18 protein-coding genes are annotated in these 14,772 nt (G+C 68.6%); 11 read left to right on the top strand and 7 right to left on the bottom strand.

The genetic code is table 11. The features are described 5' to 3' along the window. Window positions 1-221: 221 nt before the first annotated feature. The 4 genes from U5768_RS11500 (at window position 222) to panD (ending at window position 2,942) form a co-directional block, all read left to right on the top strand. Window positions 222-407: a DUF3460 family protein gene (locus U5768_RS11500; RefSeq protein WP_322030522.1), complete on the top strand. Its 186-nt coding sequence runs from the start codon at window positions 222-224 to the stop codon at window positions 405-407. Next, the gene (locus U5768_RS11505) at window positions 407-1,333 is read left to right on the top strand and encodes a ScpA family protein (RefSeq protein WP_322030523.1); all 927 of its coding nucleotides are present in this window, start codon (window positions 407-409) and stop codon (window positions 1,331-1,333) included. The genes U5768_RS11500 and U5768_RS11505 overlap by 1 nt, the downstream gene beginning before the upstream one ends. A gap of 296 nt (window positions 1,334-1,629) precedes the next feature. Beyond that, window positions 1,630-2,472, top strand: a complete 843-nt coding sequence (gene panC / locus U5768_RS11510; RefSeq protein ID WP_322030524.1) for a pantoate--beta-alanine ligase — start codon at window positions 1,630-1,632, stop codon at window positions 2,470-2,472. A gap of 83 nt (window positions 2,473-2,555) precedes the next feature. Continuing rightward, a complete protein-coding gene (panD, locus tag U5768_RS11515) occupies window positions 2,556-2,942 on the top strand; it encodes an aspartate 1-decarboxylase (RefSeq protein ID WP_028207747.1) in 387 nt (128 codons plus the stop codon). A 55-nt stretch (window positions 2,943-2,997) separates the two neighbouring features. Here panD and U5768_RS11520 read toward each other — a convergent pair whose 3' ends face one another. Beyond that, entirely contained in the window at window positions 2,998-3,624 is a 627-nt protein-coding gene (locus tag U5768_RS11520; RefSeq protein ID WP_322030525.1) for a ParA family protein, read from the bottom strand. A 208-nt stretch (window positions 3,625-3,832) separates the two neighbouring features. On the opposite strand from U5768_RS11520, the gene U5768_RS11525 reads away from it, so the two are divergent. Then, entirely contained in the window at window positions 3,833-4,252 is a 420-nt protein-coding gene (locus U5768_RS11525) for a PaaI family thioesterase (RefSeq protein ID WP_322030526.1), read from the top strand. A 25-nt stretch (window positions 4,253-4,277) separates the two neighbouring features. Here U5768_RS11525 and U5768_RS11530 read toward each other — a convergent pair whose 3' ends face one another. Then, window positions 4,278-5,801 carry a cobyric acid synthase gene (locus tag U5768_RS11530; protein ID WP_322030527.1) on the bottom strand — a complete coding sequence of 508 codons (1,524 nt, stop codon included), beginning with the start codon at window positions 5,799-5,801 and terminating at the stop codon, window positions 4,278-4,280. Window positions 5,802-5,942: 141 nt separating this feature from the next. Between U5768_RS11530 and cobU the strand changes: the two genes are divergently transcribed. The 4 genes from cobU to U5768_RS11550 are packed head-to-tail and all read left to right on the top strand — an operon-like array spanning window position 5,943 to window position 9,367. Continuing rightward, on the top strand, window positions 5,943-6,497 hold the full coding sequence (cobU, locus tag U5768_RS11535) for a bifunctional adenosylcobinamide kinase/adenosylcobinamide-phosphate guanylyltransferase (protein ID WP_322030528.1): 555 nt from the start codon (window positions 5,943-5,945) through the stop codon (window positions 6,495-6,497). After that, entirely contained in the window at window positions 6,497-7,441 is a 945-nt protein-coding gene (gene cbiB / locus U5768_RS11540; RefSeq protein ID WP_322030836.1) for an adenosylcobinamide-phosphate synthase CbiB, read from the top strand. The genes cobU and cbiB overlap by 1 nt, the downstream gene beginning before the upstream one ends. Further along, window positions 7,434-8,459 (top strand): threonine-phosphate decarboxylase CobD, encoded by a 1,026-nt coding sequence (gene cobD / locus U5768_RS11545; protein WP_322030529.1) that lies wholly within the window; start codon window positions 7,434-7,436, stop codon window positions 8,457-8,459. Before cbiB ends, cobD begins: the two co-directional genes overlap by 8 nt. Beyond that, window positions 8,459-9,367 carry a cobalamin-binding protein gene (locus U5768_RS11550; RefSeq protein WP_322030530.1) on the top strand — a complete coding sequence of 303 codons (909 nt, stop codon included), beginning with the start codon at window positions 8,459-8,461 and terminating at the stop codon, window positions 9,365-9,367. The genes cobD and U5768_RS11550 overlap by 1 nt, the downstream gene beginning before the upstream one ends. Before the next feature lie 21 nt (window positions 9,368-9,388). Here U5768_RS11550 and cobC read toward each other — a convergent pair whose 3' ends face one another. Genes cobC through U5768_RS11575 form a run of 5 tightly spaced genes read right to left on the bottom strand, consistent with a single transcriptional unit; the run spans window position 9,389 to window position 13,757 of the window. Further along, entirely contained in the window at window positions 9,389-9,976 is a 588-nt protein-coding gene (gene cobC, locus U5768_RS11555; protein ID WP_322030531.1) for an alpha-ribazole phosphatase, read from the bottom strand. Beyond that, window positions 9,961-10,737, bottom strand: a complete 777-nt coding sequence (locus U5768_RS11560; protein ID WP_322030532.1) for an adenosylcobinamide-GDP ribazoletransferase — start codon at window positions 10,735-10,737, stop codon at window positions 9,961-9,963. Before U5768_RS11560 ends, cobC begins: the two co-directional genes overlap by 16 nt. A 10-nt stretch (window positions 10,738-10,747) precedes the next feature. Continuing rightward, window positions 10,748-11,812 (bottom strand): nicotinate-nucleotide--dimethylbenzimidazole phosphoribosyltransferase, encoded by a 1,065-nt coding sequence (cobT, locus tag U5768_RS11565; RefSeq protein WP_322030533.1) that lies wholly within the window; start codon window positions 11,810-11,812, stop codon window positions 10,748-10,750. A gap of 56 nt (window positions 11,813-11,868) precedes the next feature. After that, complete coding sequence (locus tag U5768_RS11570) at window positions 11,869-12,702, bottom strand: ABC transporter ATP-binding protein (protein ID WP_322030534.1); 834 nt, start codon at window positions 12,700-12,702, stop codon at window positions 11,869-11,871. Then, window positions 12,699-13,757, bottom strand: a complete 1,059-nt coding sequence (locus U5768_RS11575) for an iron ABC transporter permease (RefSeq protein WP_322030535.1) — start codon at window positions 13,755-13,757, stop codon at window positions 12,699-12,701. The genes U5768_RS11570 and U5768_RS11575 overlap by 4 nt, the downstream gene beginning before the upstream one ends. 290 nt (window positions 13,758-14,047) lie before the next feature. Between U5768_RS11575 and U5768_RS11580 the strand changes: the two genes are divergently transcribed. Together U5768_RS11580 and U5768_RS11585 are read left to right on the top strand one after the other, a co-directional pair. Next, entirely contained in the window at window positions 14,048-14,401 is a 354-nt protein-coding gene (locus U5768_RS11580) for an ATPase (RefSeq protein ID WP_322030536.1), read from the top strand. Further along, a complete protein-coding gene (locus U5768_RS11585) occupies window positions 14,398-14,712 on the top strand; it encodes a cell division protein ZapA (protein ID WP_042268772.1) in 315 nt (104 codons plus the stop codon). The genes U5768_RS11580 and U5768_RS11585 overlap by 4 nt, the downstream gene beginning before the upstream one ends. The last annotated feature ends 60 nt before the right edge of the window (window positions 14,713-14,772 follow it).

Raw genomic sequence — 14,772 nt, forward strand, 5'->3', positions numbered from 1 at the left:
AGGGCACGGGGAGGCAACGGGCGCAAACGCGTTATTTCACCACATCGGCGCGTAAAAACCCCAGGAGGAGGCGCAAAGGGGCCGCAAGAGAACCGCGAAGGCGGCGCGGCACGAAAGTCGGCGCGGATGTTCCGCGGCCCTGGCTTGCGGTAAAATTGCCGCCGACAGAATTAGCGGCGCGGCGCAATCAGGCGCCCCGCCTTACTCGACGGACGTCAGCCATGTATCAGTCGGACATCACGCAGTTCATCAACCAGCTCAAGCAGCAAAAGCCGCAGCTCGAAGAACAGCAACGCAAGGGCCGCGCGCTCCTGTGGGACAAGCAGCCGGTCGATCTCGACGAGCGCGAGCGCCAGCAGGCTTCGCGCGTGAAGCAAACGTCCTACGTCTACTACCAGAACTTCTGATGGCCGAGGCCGACGGGGCCGGCGCGCAGCCCGCGGGCGAGCACGCGGCCAGTCACCCGGCGGGTCACGCCACTCACGCCGCCGGGCAAACGCCCGGTGAGGCGCTGACCACGCCCGCGACCGACTCGACGCCCGATACCGTCGACGGCGTCGCGTTCGCACGCCTTTACGGCGAGCCGCTCTTCAAGCTCCCGCAAGACCTCTACATCCCGCCGGACGCGCTCGAAGTTTTCCTCGAAACCTTCGAAGGCCCGCTCGACCTGCTGCTGTATCTCATCCGCAAGCAGAACTTCAACGTCCTCGACATCCCGATGGCGGAGGTCACGACCCAGTACCTCGGCTACGTCGAGCAACTGCGCAAGACCAACCTCGAACTGGCGGCCGAATATCTGCTGATGGCGGCCATGCTCATCGAGATCAAGTCGCGCATGCTGCTGCCGGTCAAGAAGGCCGACACGGGCGAAGAAGCCGAAGACCCGCGCGCCGAACTCGTGCGCCGCCTGCTCGAATACGAGCAGATGAAGCTCGCCGCCCAGCGCCTCGACCAGTTGCCGCAGCTCGGCCGCGACTTCCTGCGCGCCGAGGTCTATATCGAACAGAGCATCACGCCGCGCTTTCCCGACGTGGACAGCAACGATCTGCGCGCCGCCTGGGCCGACGTCATCAAGCGCGCGAAGCTGGTCCAGCATCACAAGATCTCGCGCGAGGAACTCTCGGTGCGCGAGCACATGAGCATCATCCTGCGTCGCCTCCAGGGCGAGCGCTTCATGGAGTTCTCCGAGCTTTTCGACACCACGCGCGGCGTGCCCGTCGTGGTCGTGAACTTCATCGCCATGCTGGAGCTGTCGCGCGAATCGCTCATCGAGATCACCCAGCCCGAACCGTTCGCGCCGATTTACGTGCGCCTCGCGTATTTGCCTGCCTGATCTCCGGCGATAATTAGCGCCACATCGAACTCTCCCCGCGCCCTGCGAAATCCGGCGCGTCGTCCAAACGAATGCCAGGACAACCCCCTACCCGAGGCGGGTGCGCCGCATCCGCAAATCCTCTACAATCGCCCGCGCCTGCCCGGTCTCGTCCCACATAGGGGCACACGAAACACTTGCCGCGCCACCGCGCGGACCGGGCGCGCGACGTCCGCTCGCGGCCCTTCGTCCGGGTCTCCCGCTTGCGGCCGTGCAACCCAAGTCTTGCCCCCGCGCGAGGCGTAAAGCACCCGATCATGAAAGTCATTAGCTCGATTCAGGAATTGCGCGACCAGTTGCGCGGCCAAAACCGCACCGCGTTCGTGCCGACCATGGGCAACCTGCACGAAGGCCATCTCTCGCTGATGCGCCTCGCGCGCCAGCACGGCGACCCGGTCGTGGCGAGCATCTTCGTCAACCGGCTGCAGTTCGGCCCGAACGAGGACTTCGACAAGTACCCGCGTACGCTCCAGGACGACATCGAGAAGCTGCAGAAGGAAAACGTCTACGTGCTGTTCGCGCCCACCGAGCGCGACATGTATCCGCAGCCGCAGGAATACCGCGTGCGGCCGCCGCACGACCTGGGCGACATCCTGGAAGGCGAATTCCGCCCCGGCTTCTTCGAGGGCGTGTGCACGGTCGTCATGAAGCTGATGTCGTGCGTGCAGCCGCGCGTGGCCGTGTTCGGCAAGAAGGACTATCAGCAGCTCATGATCGTGCGCGCGATGTGCAACCAGTTCGCGCTGCCGACCGAAGTGGTCGCCGCCGAAACGGTGCGCGACGCCGACGGCCTCGCGCTCAGTTCGCGCAACCGCTACCTGACCGAAGCCGAGCGCGCCGAGGCGCCGCAACTGGCGGGCGTGCTGCGCGCGATCCGCGAGTCGGTGCTGTCGGGCCGCCGCGACTTCCAGCAGCTGGAACTCGACGCCATGGCCACGCTGGCCGCGCGCGGCTGGAAGCCCGACTACATCGCGATCCGCAAGCGCTCGAACCTGCTGCCGCCGGCGCCGGGCGTGCCCGGCGACGCCGAGTCGCCGCTCGTCGTGGTGGCCGCCGCCAGGCTGGGCGCGACGCGCCTGATCGACAACCTCGAAATCTGAGGCCCGCGGGACAGCCGCGCCAGATTCCGCTTACCCGCTTATCGGCGATGGGCCGCTCGCCCGCTCGCCTGAGGAGATCCACCATGCAACGCCATATGCTCAAGTCGAAGATCCACCGCGTCGCGGTCACGCACTGCGAACTGCACTACGAAGGCTCGTGCGCCATCGACGAAAACCTGCTCGAAGCGGCCAACATCGTCGAAAACGAGCGCATCGACATCTGGAACATCAACAACGGCGAGCGCTTCACGACCTACGCGATCAAGGGCGAGCGCGGCAGCGGCATGATTTCGCTAAACGGTTCGGCCGCGCGCCGCGCGCAACTGGGCGACCTCGTGATCATCGCGGCCTTCGCGAACGTGGAAGAAGAAGAACTCAAGGCCGGCTGGAAGCCGGACCTCGTCTTCGTGGACGAGAACAACCGCATCAAGGGCAGCCGCGACCACGTGCCCACGCAAAGCTGGAGCTAACGCGCGAGCGTGGGCCGGCGCGGCTCATCAGGGCCGCGCGGCCGTGCTCGCCGGCTTATTTGCCGTCCACCCAGCCGATAATCGATTGCCACTGGTCGAGGTCCTTCTCGACCCGGCTCTTCGCGACGTCCCACAGCGTGAGGCCGTGCGCGGCCAGTTGCACGTAATTCTGCGTGTCGCGCAAATAGCCCAGCACCGGCAGATCCAGCCCCTCGACGAAGCGCTGCAACTGATCGGCCGAGCGCGTGCGCGCATCCACCCGCATGCCCACGACGCCCACCTGGATCGCGCCCTTGCGCACAGCCTTTTCCCGCGCGAGCCGGTTCAGAAAGTCCTGGGTGGCGAGAATATCGAACATCGATGGCTGCAGCGGCACGATCACCCTGTCCGCCAGTTCGATGATCGTCCCAAGCCGGTTGCCGTGCAGGCCCGCGGGCGTGTCGATGACCGCGTGTTCGAGTCCTTTGGGCGGCTTCGCCGGGTTGTCCAGATCGACCTGCCAGCTTTCGATGGCCGGCAGCGTCGCGGGCCGCAGATCGAGCCAGGCGTGCGAGGACTGCTGCCGGTCGAGGTCGGCGAGCGCCACCCACTCGCCTTGTGCGGCGAAATAGCCGGCCAGGTTGGTGGACAGCGTGCTCTTTCCAACGCCGCCCTTGGGATTCGCCACCACGATTACCGTCATGAATGCTCCCGTCAGGATGGCTGGCGCATGGCCAGCCGGATTGCCGTGATTGTTGCGTGATGCGTTGTTCGATACCTCGCGAGGCGACTTGCGGACGAGCCAGCGCCCCGGATCAACCGTCCGATATTATCGGCAAATTGCGCGCCGCCGAAGTCCCCCACGTGCGCTCACCGCTTTGTTCATATCAAAACCAGGAGACTGACCGACCATGAGCACGCTACGCCCCGAGATCACAATCGATTCCCTGCTCGAGCGCCAGCGCGGCCGCCTGCCCGATCTGCTGGGCTTTCGCCCGATCGCCCTGGAGCAAGGGCTGCTGCGCGCCGAACTCGACGTGCGCAGCAACCTGCTGGCCCCCAATGGCTTCCTGCACGCCGCCACGGTGATCGGTCTCGCCGACACGGCCTGCGGCTACGCGTGCCTCGCCCACCTGCCGCCCAACGCGAAGAACTTCACGACCATCGAGATCAAGAGCAATCACCTCGGCACCGCGCGCGAAGGCACGATCTCGGCCGTGGCGACGGGCGTGCACCTCGGACGCAGCACGCAGGTGTGGGACGCCAAAGTGAGCGGCCCGGACGGCAAGACCATCGCTCTCTTCCGCTGTACGCAGATGGTGCTTTACTGATCCGCCGCGCTTTTTAGCCGCGCTTTTAGCCGATCAAGCCGAACACCTTCTCCAGATCGAGCGCCGCCGCGAGCGTATCCGCCAGCCGCTCCAGCGACGCCTCGCGCAGCGCCGGATAGTCCACGGTATGCGCCTGCGCGAGCCCGGCCCAGCGCACGAGCGCGGCGCACGCCTCGGGCGTGTCGAAAAGGCCGTGCACGTAGGTGGCAAGAATCTGGCCATCCGCCGAGCGCGCGCCGTCCGGGCGCGTCGCGCCCTCTTCTCCTTCAGCGAGCCGCAGCGCAGGGCAATCGAGCGCGCGCCCGCGCGTCTCGCCCATATGAATTTCGTAGCCCGCCACGCGCGCGCGGGCCGCGTGCGCGCCCTCCAGCGCGAGCACGCCCGTTACGTTCTTCAGCGTCTTCTCGCGTGTGAGCACGGTCTCGTAGTCGAGCCAGCCGAAGCCCTCGACCGCGCCCGGCTCGCCCTCCACGCCATGCGGATCGGCAATCGCGCGCCCGAGCATCTGCATGCCGCCGCAAATGCCGATCACGCGCCCGCCATAACGCAGATGCCGCGCTAGCGCCGTCTCCCAGCCGTGGGCGCGCAGCCACGCGAGGTCGTCGCGCACGTTCTTCGAGCCCGGCAGGATCACGAGATCGGCGGCGGGCGGCGCTTCGCCCGTGCGCACATAGGTGAAATCGACCTGCGGATGGGCGCGCAGCGCGTCGAAATCGGTGTGGTTGCTGATGTGCGGCAGCGCCGGCACCGCCACGCGCAGCGTCTCGCCTTCGGCCTGCGGGCCGCTGCGGGCCGCGCCCGGCAGCATGTCCTCGGCGTCGAGCATGAGGCCGTGCAGATACGGCACGACGCCGAGCACCGGCTTGCCCGTCTGCTGCTCGAGCCAGGCGAGACCGGGTTCCAGCAGTGTGCGGTCGCCGCGAAAACGGTTGATGACGAAACCTTTGACGCGCGCGCGCTCGCTCTCCGAAAGACAAGCCAGCGTGCCGATCAGATGCGCGAACACGCCGCCACGGTCGATGTCGGCCACGAGCACGACGGGGCAATCGACCGCCTCGGCGAAACCCATATTCGCAATGTCGTTGGCGCGCAGGTTGACTTCGGCTGGACTGCCCGCGCCTTCCACGAACACCGTGCCGTAGCGCGCGCGCAGCCGCGCATAGGACTCCAGCACGGCCTCGCGCGCGAGCGGCTTGTAGTCCTGATACGCGCGCGCGTTGAGATTCATGCGCGCCTTGCCGTGGATGATGACCTGCGAGCCGAGATCGCTATTGGGTTTGAGCAGCACCGGATTGAGGTCGGTGTGCGGCTCGATGCCCGCGGCGACAGCCTGCAGCGCCTGGGCGCGGCCGATCTCGCCGCCATCCACGGTCACGGCGCTGTTGAGCGCCATGTTCTGCGGCTTGAACGGCGCGACCCGCGCACCCGCGCGGCGCGCGAGGCGGCACAGGCCGGCGACGAGTGTGCTCTTGCCGGCGTCGGAGGTCGTGCCCTGGATCATCAGCGTGCCGGCGGGTACGGGAGGCACGGCGGGAAGCGTGGCGGTCATGGAGCGCTTGTGTGGGCGGCGAAAGGCGAACGCGCATTATCCCATCGCCTCGCTGCACCCTGCAGGCCCCGGCGCGACGTTGGCCGAACGGATGACGGCGCGCCCGCCTGGCACACGGAGCGCAGCCGTTACAATCACGCGATGAATTCGCGCGATCTCACCTTCATCGTCGGCGGCGCGCGCTCGGGCAAGAGCGCGCACGCCGAACGTCTCGCCGCCGCGAGCGGCCTGCCGGTCACCTATATCGCCACCGCGCGCGCGACGGGCGACACCGAGTTCGCCGAGCGCATCGCGCACCATCGCGCGCGGCGGCCAGCGCACTGGGCGCTCGCCGAAGCGCCGGTCGATCTCGCAGGCGCACTCGACGCAGCGGCGGCGCCCGGCCAGTGCGTGCTCATCGACTGCCTCACGCTGTGGCTCGCGAACCTGCTGTGCCCAGCCGACTCCGCCTCGCCGCTGCCCGACTGGCGCGAGCGCCTCGACGCCTTCGCCGCCGCCTGCGAGCGCGCGCAAGGCACGGTGCTCGTGGTGAGCAACGAGATCGGCATGGGCGTCGTGCCGATGGGCGCGGCCACGCGCCTCTACGTGGATGAACTGGGCCGCCTCAATCAGCGCATCGCGGCGCTCGCCGAGCGCGCCACGCTCGTCGCCGCGGGCCTGCCGCTGGTGCTCAAGGCACGGCAAGAGACGTCATGATGCTCACGCTACCCGTGTCCGCCGCGCTCGCCGTGGCCGGCGTCGCCGTGGACCGCTGGCTCGGCGAGCCGCGCCGCGCGCATCCGCTCGTCGCCTTCGGGCGCTACGCGAGCCGTATCGAAGCCCATCTGAACACCGGGCGGCGCGGCCGTCCGCTCGGCCTGCTCGCGTGGCTCGCGTGGCTCGCCGCCGTCGCGCCGCCCGTCGTCGTCGCCGCGCTGTTGTGCGCGCTGCTGCCCTGGCCGCTCGCCTGGGCGACGCACGTCGCGCTGCTGTGGTTCGCGCTCGGCGCGCGCAGTCTCGCGGAGCACATCGCACCGATCGGCGCCGCCCTGGCACGGCGCGACCTCGTGGCCGCGCGCGAGCTGACGGGCCGCATCGTCTCGCGCGACACAGCAGAAGCGGACGCCACCGCGCTCTCGCGCGCCGCTGTCGAATCGGCGCTGGAAAACGGCAACGACGCGATCTTCGGCGCGCTGTTCTGGTTCGCGATCGCGGGGGGCCCTGGCGCGCTCGCGTTTCGTCTCGCCAACACGCTCGACGCGATGTGGGGCTACCGCACGCCGCGCTTCCTGCGCTTTGGCTGGGCGGCCGCGCGCATCGACGACGTGCTCAACTGGATTCCCGCGCGCCTCACCGCCGCGAGCTACGCGCTGCTCGGCGACACGCGCATGGCGCTGCGCTGCTGGCGCGAACAGGCGCATCGCTGGGAGAGCCCCAATGCGGGCCCCGTGATGGCCTCGGGCGCGGGCAGCCTGAACGTGCTGCTGGGCGGCGCGGCTGTCTATCACGGTGTGATCGAGGAACGCCCGGCGCTCGGCGCGGGCTCGCCGCCGGGCGCGCAGCACGTGGATGCGGCGCTGCGGCTCGTCGAGCGCACCACCATCCTGTGGCTCGCGGCGCTGCTCGCAATGGCCTTCGTGAGCGTGGCGACCCATGTCTGAGCATCCGGTCACGCTGGTCGCGCACGGCGGCAATCTGCACGAAGCCGCGCAGCGTTACGGCATCGCCTGGGACGCCTGGATCGATCTCTCCACCGGCATCAATCCGCATGGCTATCCCGTGCCGCCTGTGCCGCCCGCCGCATGGCGGCGCCTGCCCGAGGACGGCGACGGCTTCGCCGCGTGCGCCGCGCGCTATTACGGCGCGCCGCACGCGCGCCATGTCTTGCCCGTGGCTGGCAGCCAGGCCGCGATCCGCGTACTGCCCGCGTTGTTGCCGCGCGCGAGTGTGGCGATCGCGCCGCTCACCTATGGCGAGTACGCGCCGGCGTTCGCGCGCGCGGGCCACGCTATCGTGCCGCTCGACGTGGAGCGCGACACGCTGCCCGAGGCCGTCACGCATGCCGTCGTGGTGAATCCCAACAATCCGACGGCCGCGCATCTTTCAGCCGCGCGTCTGCTGCATTGGCATGCGCAACTCGCGTCGCGCGGCGGTACGCTGATCGTCGACGAAGCCTTTGCCGATGCATTCGGCCATGATCGATCCGAATCGCTTGCGCACGCAACCAGTCGCGAAGGGCTCGTCGTGCTGCGCTCGCCGGGCAAGTTCTTCGGGCTCGCGGGCGCGCGTTGCGGTTTCGCGCTTGGCGCACCCGCGCTGCTAGCGGCGTTGCGCGCGCATCTGGGCGCGTGGACCGTGAGCGGACCCGCGCGTCACGCCGTCACCCACGCGTTCGAAGACAGCGCGTGGCAAAGCGAAATGCGCGTACGCCTCGCGGCGGAAAGCGCGCGCCTCGCCGCGCTGTTGCGCGTTCACGGCTTCGCGCCGTACGCCACGCCGCTCTTCGCGTGGATCGCGGACCCGCGCGCGGCAGCCTTGCAGGACGCGCTCGCGCGCCGCGCGGTGTGGACGCGCCGCTTCGACGCGCCGGCCAGCCTGCGCTTCGGCCTGCCCGCATCGGAAGACGAATGGCGGCGCTTCGAAAGCGCGCTCGCGCAAGCCATGCAGGCGATCGGCTGATGCGCGCGGCCTTCCTCGCGTTATCGGTTGTCGTCGCGGCGCTCGGCCCGTGCGCCGCCCGCGCGACCGTCACCGCCATCGACGACGCCGGCAACGCCGTCACGCTTCCCGCGCCCGCGCAGCGCGTCGTGAGCCTCGCGCCCCACGTTACCGAATTGCTCTACGCCGCGGGCGGCGGCGCGAAAGTGATCGGCGCGGTGGCCTACAGCGACTACCCGCCGCAAGCGCAAAAGGTGCCGCGCGTGGGCGACAATCGCTCGCTCGACCTGGAGCGCATCGCCGCGCTCAAGCCCGATCTCATCGTGGTCTGGCGTCACGGCAACGCACAGCAACAGCTCGATCGTCTGCGCGATCTGCACATTCCGCTCTTTTTCAGCGAGCCGCATAAGCTCGACGACGTCGCGACTTCGCTCACGCGTCTTGGCGTGCTGCTCGGCACCCAATCGGCGGCGCAGGCCGCAGCGAACGCCTACCGGAGCGACATCGCGCAACTGCGCGCACGCTATGCGCAGCGCGCCCCCGTGAGCGTCTTTTATGAAGTCTGGGATCAGCCGCTGATGACCATCAACGGATCGCACATGATCAGCGACGTGATCGCGCTGTGCGGCGGCCGCAACGTGTTCGCGGCGCTCGATCCGCTCGTGCCGACGGTTTCGACGGAAGCCGTGCTCGCCGCCAATCCCGATGCGATCGTCACCGCGTCGCCGGGCGCGACTTCGCCGGATCGTCCGCTGCCGGGCCTCGAACGCTGGCGCGCGTGGCCCGCGCTCACTGCGGTTGCGCGCGGCAATCTCTTCGCCATCGACGGCGATCTGCTCACGCGCCCGGCGCCGCGCATCGCCCAGGGCGCGGCGCAGCTATGCAAGGATCTCGACCTCGCCCGCTCGCGCAGCGCCATGGCGCATTGATTCGATATCCTGATCGGTTTATCAGGCGTTCCAGCGCGCGAGCAGCCACTGCGCGTGATGAACGTCGTAACGCAGGCAAACGATGGCAGCCATCTCCAGCGGCCAGCGCAGGCAGCGCGCCAGCGGCATGCCAAGCGCACGCGCTGTGACTGTGCGAATCACGCCCGCATGCGTCACGGCCCAAACGGTGGACTTCGCGTGCGCGTCGAGCGTGTCGAACCACGCGCTCACACGCGCATCGAACTGCGCGACGCTCTCGCCGCCATGCTCGCGCGCGTGCTCGAAATTCGCGGCCCAGGCGTCGATCTGCGCGCGGTCGATCGCGTCCCAACGCTGCATTTCCCACGCGCCGAAATCCATTTCCGCGAGGCGTGCTTCGGCTTGCAGCATGTGGCCGCGCATAACTGCGAGCGCCGCCGCAACGCTCGCGCAGCGGGTGAGCGGGCTCGTTTCGATCCGTTGCGGTTCGCGCACGCCGAGCGACGCGAGCCGCCCGGCGAGCAGCGAAGCCTGCTGCGCCGCGTCGCCCGCGAGCGGCACGTCGCTCGCGCCGTAGCACACGCCGGCGTCCACCGCCACGGCGGGATGGCGGATCAGAACGAGATCCATGCGAGCCCCACGAGGTAGATGGCGATCTCGAACACCTGCTGCGCGAAGCCGAGACAATCGCCCGTATAACCGCCGATGCGGCGCACGAAGTAACGCCCCAACGCGAAGCGCAACACGGCGAGCACGACGAGCGTCGCGACGCCCGCGCGCCAGTCGGGCGCGCCGGACGCCGCCGGCCAGAACAGCCACGGCAAACCGAACACGCACGCGCACAGCCACGCGGGCACGCTCATGCGCTGCGCAACGGGCTTGGCCTTGCCCTCGGGCCGCACGTATTCGAGCGAGACGAGATAGCTGATCGCGCACGCGCGGCTCGCAGCGTGAGCCGCGATCATCAGCATCGCGGCGCGCGCGGGAGGAAGCGCGGCGAGCGTCTGCCACTTGAGCGCGAGCGCCACCACGAGACCGATCGCACCAAACGCGCCGATGCGCGAATCGTGCATGATGCGCAGCACGTCCTCGCGGGTGTACGCGCCGCCGAAGGCATCGAGGCAGTCGGCGAGGCCGTCTTCGTGAAAAGCGCCCGTCGCGAGCAGCGTGAGCGCCATCGAAAGCAGGACGGCGACGCTCGCCGGAAACACGCGCAATGCGGCGAGATAGACGAGCGCCCCAAGCGCGCCGATCAACGCGCCGACGAGCGGAAAGTAGCGCGCCGCCGCGTTGAGCCACGCGGGCTCGAAGCCGACCCAGCGCGGCACCGGCACGCGCGTGAAATAGCCTAACGCCGTGAAGAAGTAACGCAGTTCCGCAAGCGGATTCATCGTGAAGCGCTCAGGCGTGGCGATCGCTGCGATTGTCGACAGCCGCCGACTCGAAGCTCGCCATTTCGTTCAGGAACGCCACCGCCGCGCGCAACAGCGGCACCGCGAGCGCCGCGCCCGTGCCCTCGCCCAGACGCAGGTCGAGCGCGAGCAGTTCGCGCGCGCCGAAGTGATCGAGCATGCGGCGGTGCCCCGCTTCGTTCGATGCGTGCGCAAACACGCAGTAGTCGCGCACGTTCGGCGCGAGCGAGTCGGCCACGAGCAGCGCCGCGGTCGCGATGAAGCCGTCCACGAGAATCGCCATGCGCGAGCGCGCCGCTTCGAGGAACGCGCCCGCCATCATCGCGATCTCGAACCCGCCGAACGCGGCGAGCACGTCGAGCGGCTCGCGCGCGTCGGCATGATGCGCGAGGGCCGCCGCGAGCACGTTGCGCTTTTTCGCGAGGCCCGCGTTGTCGAGGCCCGTGCCGCGCCCGACGCATTCGTCGATCGGCACGCCGCACAACCGGCTCATCAGGCACGCAGCGGAAGACGTATTCGCGATGCCCATTTCCCCAAAGCCGATCACGTTCGTGCCGAGCGCCGCATGGTGGCGCACGCGCGCAGCGCCCGCGGCGAGCGCGGCGAGCGCTTCGTCGCGCGTCATGGCTCGCTCGTGCGCGAAGTTGCGCGTGCCGCGCGCGATGGGCACATCGACGAGCGCGGGCGACGGCGGCAGCGGCGTCGCCACGCCCGCGTTGACGACTTCGAGCGTGAGTCCCGCCACGCCGCTGAACGCGTTGATGGCAGCGCCCCCGGCCACGAAGTTCGCGACCATCTGCGCGGTCACGGCTTGCGGATACGGGCTCACGCTTTCGGCCGCAATGCCGTGATCGCCCGCGAACACGATCATCACGGGACGCTCGACGCGTGGCCGTGTGCTGCCCTGGATCATGCCGAGCTGACGCGCCAGCGCTTCGAGGCGGCCGAGACTGCCGGGCGGTTTGGTCCTGGTGTCGATGAGGCGTTGCAGTTCGTCGCGCAACGAGAGGTCGAGCGGTTCGACGGCGAGCAGTTCGGTAAGCGATGACGTCATGGTGTGTTTCGTTTCGATGTGATGCGGGCCGATGTGATGCGGGCGAATGCGGCACACTAGCGCGTGCCGTTCGATCCCGGCGAATGCGGTAATGAGGCGGTCAAACCGGCCGCGGGCACCAGCGCTTCGTGCCCGCCCTCGCGTATCAGCACGAGCGGATGACCAAACGCGGCGCTCGCGCGCTCCGGCGTGAGCACCTCGCGCACGGGGCCCGCGTGAAAGCCGCCGCGGCCGTCGAGCAGGAGCGCGTGCGTCGCGAAACGCCGCGCGAGATTGAGATCGTGGCAGGAAAACAGCACCGTGCGCGCTTCACTGCGCACCCAGCGCGAGAGTGCATCGAGGCACGCAATCTGATGATGGAGGTCGAGATGCGCAAGCGGTTCGTCGAGCAGCATGAGTGGCGCGCCCTGACATAACACGGCCGCCAGCGCGACACGCTGGCGCTCGCCGCCCGAGAGCGAGAGCACGTCGCGCGCGGCGAACGTTTCGAGGCCGAGCGTGGCGAGCGCGGCGTGCGCGGCGGTTCGATCGGCGTCGCCTTCCCAGCCCCAGCCCGAAAGATGCGGATAGCGGTTGAGCAGCACGGTGTCGATCACGCTCGCGCTGAATGCGTCGCGCTGGTCCTGCGGCATCAGTGCGCGGCGTTGCGCGAGGCGCGCCGGCGGCCAATGCGCGAGCGCTGTGCCCTCCACTTCGACGCGCCCCGCCGCAGGCTCGCGCAGGCCCGCGAGCGCGCCGATCAGCGTGGTCTTGCCCGCGCCGTTCGCGCCGGCCACGCACCAGATTTCGCCTGCGGCAAATTTTTGCGTGAGCGATTCCACGAGCGTACGCGCGCCCGCGCGCAATGTGAGCGCATGCACAGCGAGCAGCGGCGCGGATGTATCGCTCATCGCGCGCGCCTCGCGAGAAGCATCCACAGAAAAACGGGCACGCCTGCGAGCGCCGTGACGACGCCCACCGGCAACTGCGCGGGCGCCGCCACCGTACGCGCGACGAGATCCGCGCCCATCACGGCCACGCCGCCCGCGAGCGCGGCGGCGGGCACGAGCATGCGCTGGTCGTTGCCGAACGCGAGGCGCAGCATGTGGGGCACGACGAGCCCGACGAAGCCGATGGTGCCGCCGGTCGTCACGGCAGCGGCCGCTGCGAGCGACGCGGCAAGATAAATGCCCACGCGCAGACGCAGCACCGGCACGCCGAGCGCCTGCGCAGCGGCGTCGCCGCGCAGCAGCACGTTGAGCATCGGCGCGGCGGGCACGATGCACGCAAGGACCACGCCAAGCGCAACGAGCGCGGGCCAGGGCATGCCCGCGCCGTTGAGGTCGCCCGTGAGCCAGAACAGCATGCCGCGCAGCCGCGTGTCGGGCGCGAGCGTAAGCAGCAGCGTGATGAGCGCGCCCCAGCCCGCCGCCGTCACCGCGCCCGTCAACAGCAGACGCGGCGCGCTGTCCTGCGGCTCACCGCGCCACAACTCGCGGCGCGCGAGACCGAGCACGAGCAGGATCGACACGAACGCACCCGCGCACGCACTCGCCTGCACGCCCCACCACGCCACGCCCGCGATCATCGCCACGAGCGCGAACGCGGCCGCGCCGCCCGACACGCCGAGCACGTACGGCTCCGCAAGCGGATTGCGCAGCAATACTTGCAACAGCGCGCCCGCCAGCGCGAGCAGCGCGCCACATGCAAAGGCCGCCAGCGCGCGCGGCAAGCGCAGCGTACGCACGATTTCGCTCGCCATGTCGGGCGCGCCGTGCGCGGGCGCGAGCGCCGCCAGCGCCTGCGCAAACGTCACGCTCACACTGCCTGTCGCGAGGGATGCAGCGAATACCGCGAGCGCGGCCGCGGCGAGCACGCCCCAGATCGTGCATGCGCGGCGCGCGCTCATCGAGCGGCGCGGCAGCGCGCGCATCGGCGGCACGGGGTGGGTTTCATCGCGGCTCATGGAACGCATCGGGGAACTCGGCGGCGGATTTCAATCAGGCTCACATAAAAGACGGCAGGCATATCGCAGCCACGAATCCGGAATGTTATAACGCGCGGACCATGATCGAGACGGCACGCAGCGCGCGCCGCCCTGGCAAATTACGTTCCCGGCAGGCCTATGCATCACACGTATCGAGCGATTCGGGACTGATTCGGGTAAGAAGCCGGGTTGTTACGTCTGGAAACGACACAATTATCAAAACACGCGTTAATCCGCGCTAGAATGCCTGTCTTTAGAGGACGCAGCACATGCTCAACGAACTCGAAACACTCTCACAAAACATCGGGCGGCTGATCGAGATTAATCAGCGCCAACACGAAACACGCCTCGCACTCGAAGAGCAACTCGCGCAACTGCGTGCGCAATGCGACGAAACACGTACGGAACTCGAACAGGTTCGCGAGGAGCGCGCCGCGCTGCAAGCCGAACGCGATGCGCTCTCGGCCAAGATCGACGACGCGCAGGTGCGTCTGAATGCGATCCTCGAAAAGCTGCCGCGCGCACGCACCGGTAACGAGCGCGACAGCCAGCTCGATCTGCTCGAACCGTCGCAGAGCAACGACGACGACAGCAACGCGGCCCGCCACGGAGAAAATGCATGACCACCAAGCAGATCGAAGCGACGATACTCGGCCAAACCTATCGCCTCGTCTGTTCGCCGGAAACGGAACAGGCGCTGCTCGAAGCCGTGGCGCGCGTGGACGCCGAAATGTCGAAGATCCGCAATCACAGCAACGTGCGCGGCACGGATCGCATCGCTGTCATGGCGGCGCTTTCGCTGGCTTCGGAACTGCTGCGTCTGCAAACCAGCGTGCGACACGGAGAAGCATTCCCAGCCGAGGAAATCCGTCGTACAATGCGCCAAATGAACGAACAACTTGGCGCTGTGATTCACCAGTACGGTGTGCAATAAGCGCGGTTGAAGTCATGATTCAAACCGCAGTTTTAACCAGTGAAGTGCGCGGTAAATGCG

The sequence above is a fragment of the Paraburkholderia sp. J76 genome (assembly GCF_905220295.1).
In the GTDB taxonomy this organism is placed as follows: Bacteria; Pseudomonadota; Gammaproteobacteria; order Burkholderiales; family Burkholderiaceae; genus Paraburkholderia.

What these genes read in the sequence shown, in the direction of transcription:
- cbiB (WP_322030836.1), top strand. Translation starts at nt 6,497, where the DNA reads ATGCTCACGCTACCCGTGTCCGCCGCGCTCGCCGTGGCCGGCGTCGCC.
- cobD (WP_322030529.1), top strand. Translation starts at nt 7,434, where the DNA reads ATGTCTGAGCATCCGGTCACGCTGGTCGCGCACGGCGGCAATCTGCAC.
- cobT (WP_322030533.1), bottom strand. Translation starts at nt 11,812, where the DNA reads ATGACGTCATCGCTTACCGAACTGCTCGCCGTCGAACCGCTCGACCTC.
- panD (WP_028207747.1), top strand. Translation starts at nt 2,556, where the DNA reads ATGCAACGCCATATGCTCAAGTCGAAGATCCACCGCGTCGCGGTCACG.
- cobC (WP_322030531.1), bottom strand. Translation starts at nt 9,976, where the DNA reads ATGGATCTCGTTCTGATCCGCCATCCCGCCGTGGCGGTGGACGCCGGC.
- U5768_RS11530 (WP_322030527.1), bottom strand. Translation starts at nt 5,801, where the DNA reads ATGACCGCCACGCTTCCCGCCGTGCCTCCCGTACCCGCCGGCACGCTG.
- U5768_RS11525 (WP_322030526.1), top strand. Translation starts at nt 3,833, where the DNA reads ATGAGCACGCTACGCCCCGAGATCACAATCGATTCCCTGCTCGAGCGC.
- U5768_RS11560 (WP_322030532.1), bottom strand. Translation starts at nt 10,737, where the DNA reads ATGAATCCGCTTGCGGAACTGCGTTACTTCTTCACGGCGTTAGGCTAT.
- U5768_RS11500 (WP_322030522.1), top strand. Translation starts at nt 222, where the DNA reads ATGTATCAGTCGGACATCACGCAGTTCATCAACCAGCTCAAGCAGCAA.
- U5768_RS11505 (WP_322030523.1), top strand. Translation starts at nt 407, where the DNA reads ATGGCCGAGGCCGACGGGGCCGGCGCGCAGCCCGCGGGCGAGCACGCG.
- U5768_RS11580 (WP_322030536.1), top strand. Translation starts at nt 14,048, where the DNA reads ATGCTCAACGAACTCGAAACACTCTCACAAAACATCGGGCGGCTGATC.
- U5768_RS11575 (WP_322030535.1), bottom strand. Translation starts at nt 13,757, where the DNA reads ATGAGCCGCGATGAAACCCACCCCGTGCCGCCGATGCGCGCGCTGCCG.
- U5768_RS11520 (WP_322030525.1), bottom strand. Translation starts at nt 3,624, where the DNA reads ATGACGGTAATCGTGGTGGCGAATCCCAAGGGCGGCGTTGGAAAGAGC.
- U5768_RS11585 (WP_042268772.1), top strand. Translation starts at nt 14,398, where the DNA reads ATGACCACCAAGCAGATCGAAGCGACGATACTCGGCCAAACCTATCGC.
- U5768_RS11570 (WP_322030534.1), bottom strand. Translation starts at nt 12,702, where the DNA reads ATGAGCGATACATCCGCGCCGCTGCTCGCTGTGCATGCGCTCACATTG.
- panC (WP_322030524.1), top strand. Translation starts at nt 1,630, where the DNA reads ATGAAAGTCATTAGCTCGATTCAGGAATTGCGCGACCAGTTGCGCGGC.
- cobU (WP_322030528.1), top strand. Translation starts at nt 5,943, where the DNA reads ATGAATTCGCGCGATCTCACCTTCATCGTCGGCGGCGCGCGCTCGGGC.
- U5768_RS11550 (WP_322030530.1), top strand. Translation starts at nt 8,459, where the DNA reads ATGCGCGCGGCCTTCCTCGCGTTATCGGTTGTCGTCGCGGCGCTCGGC.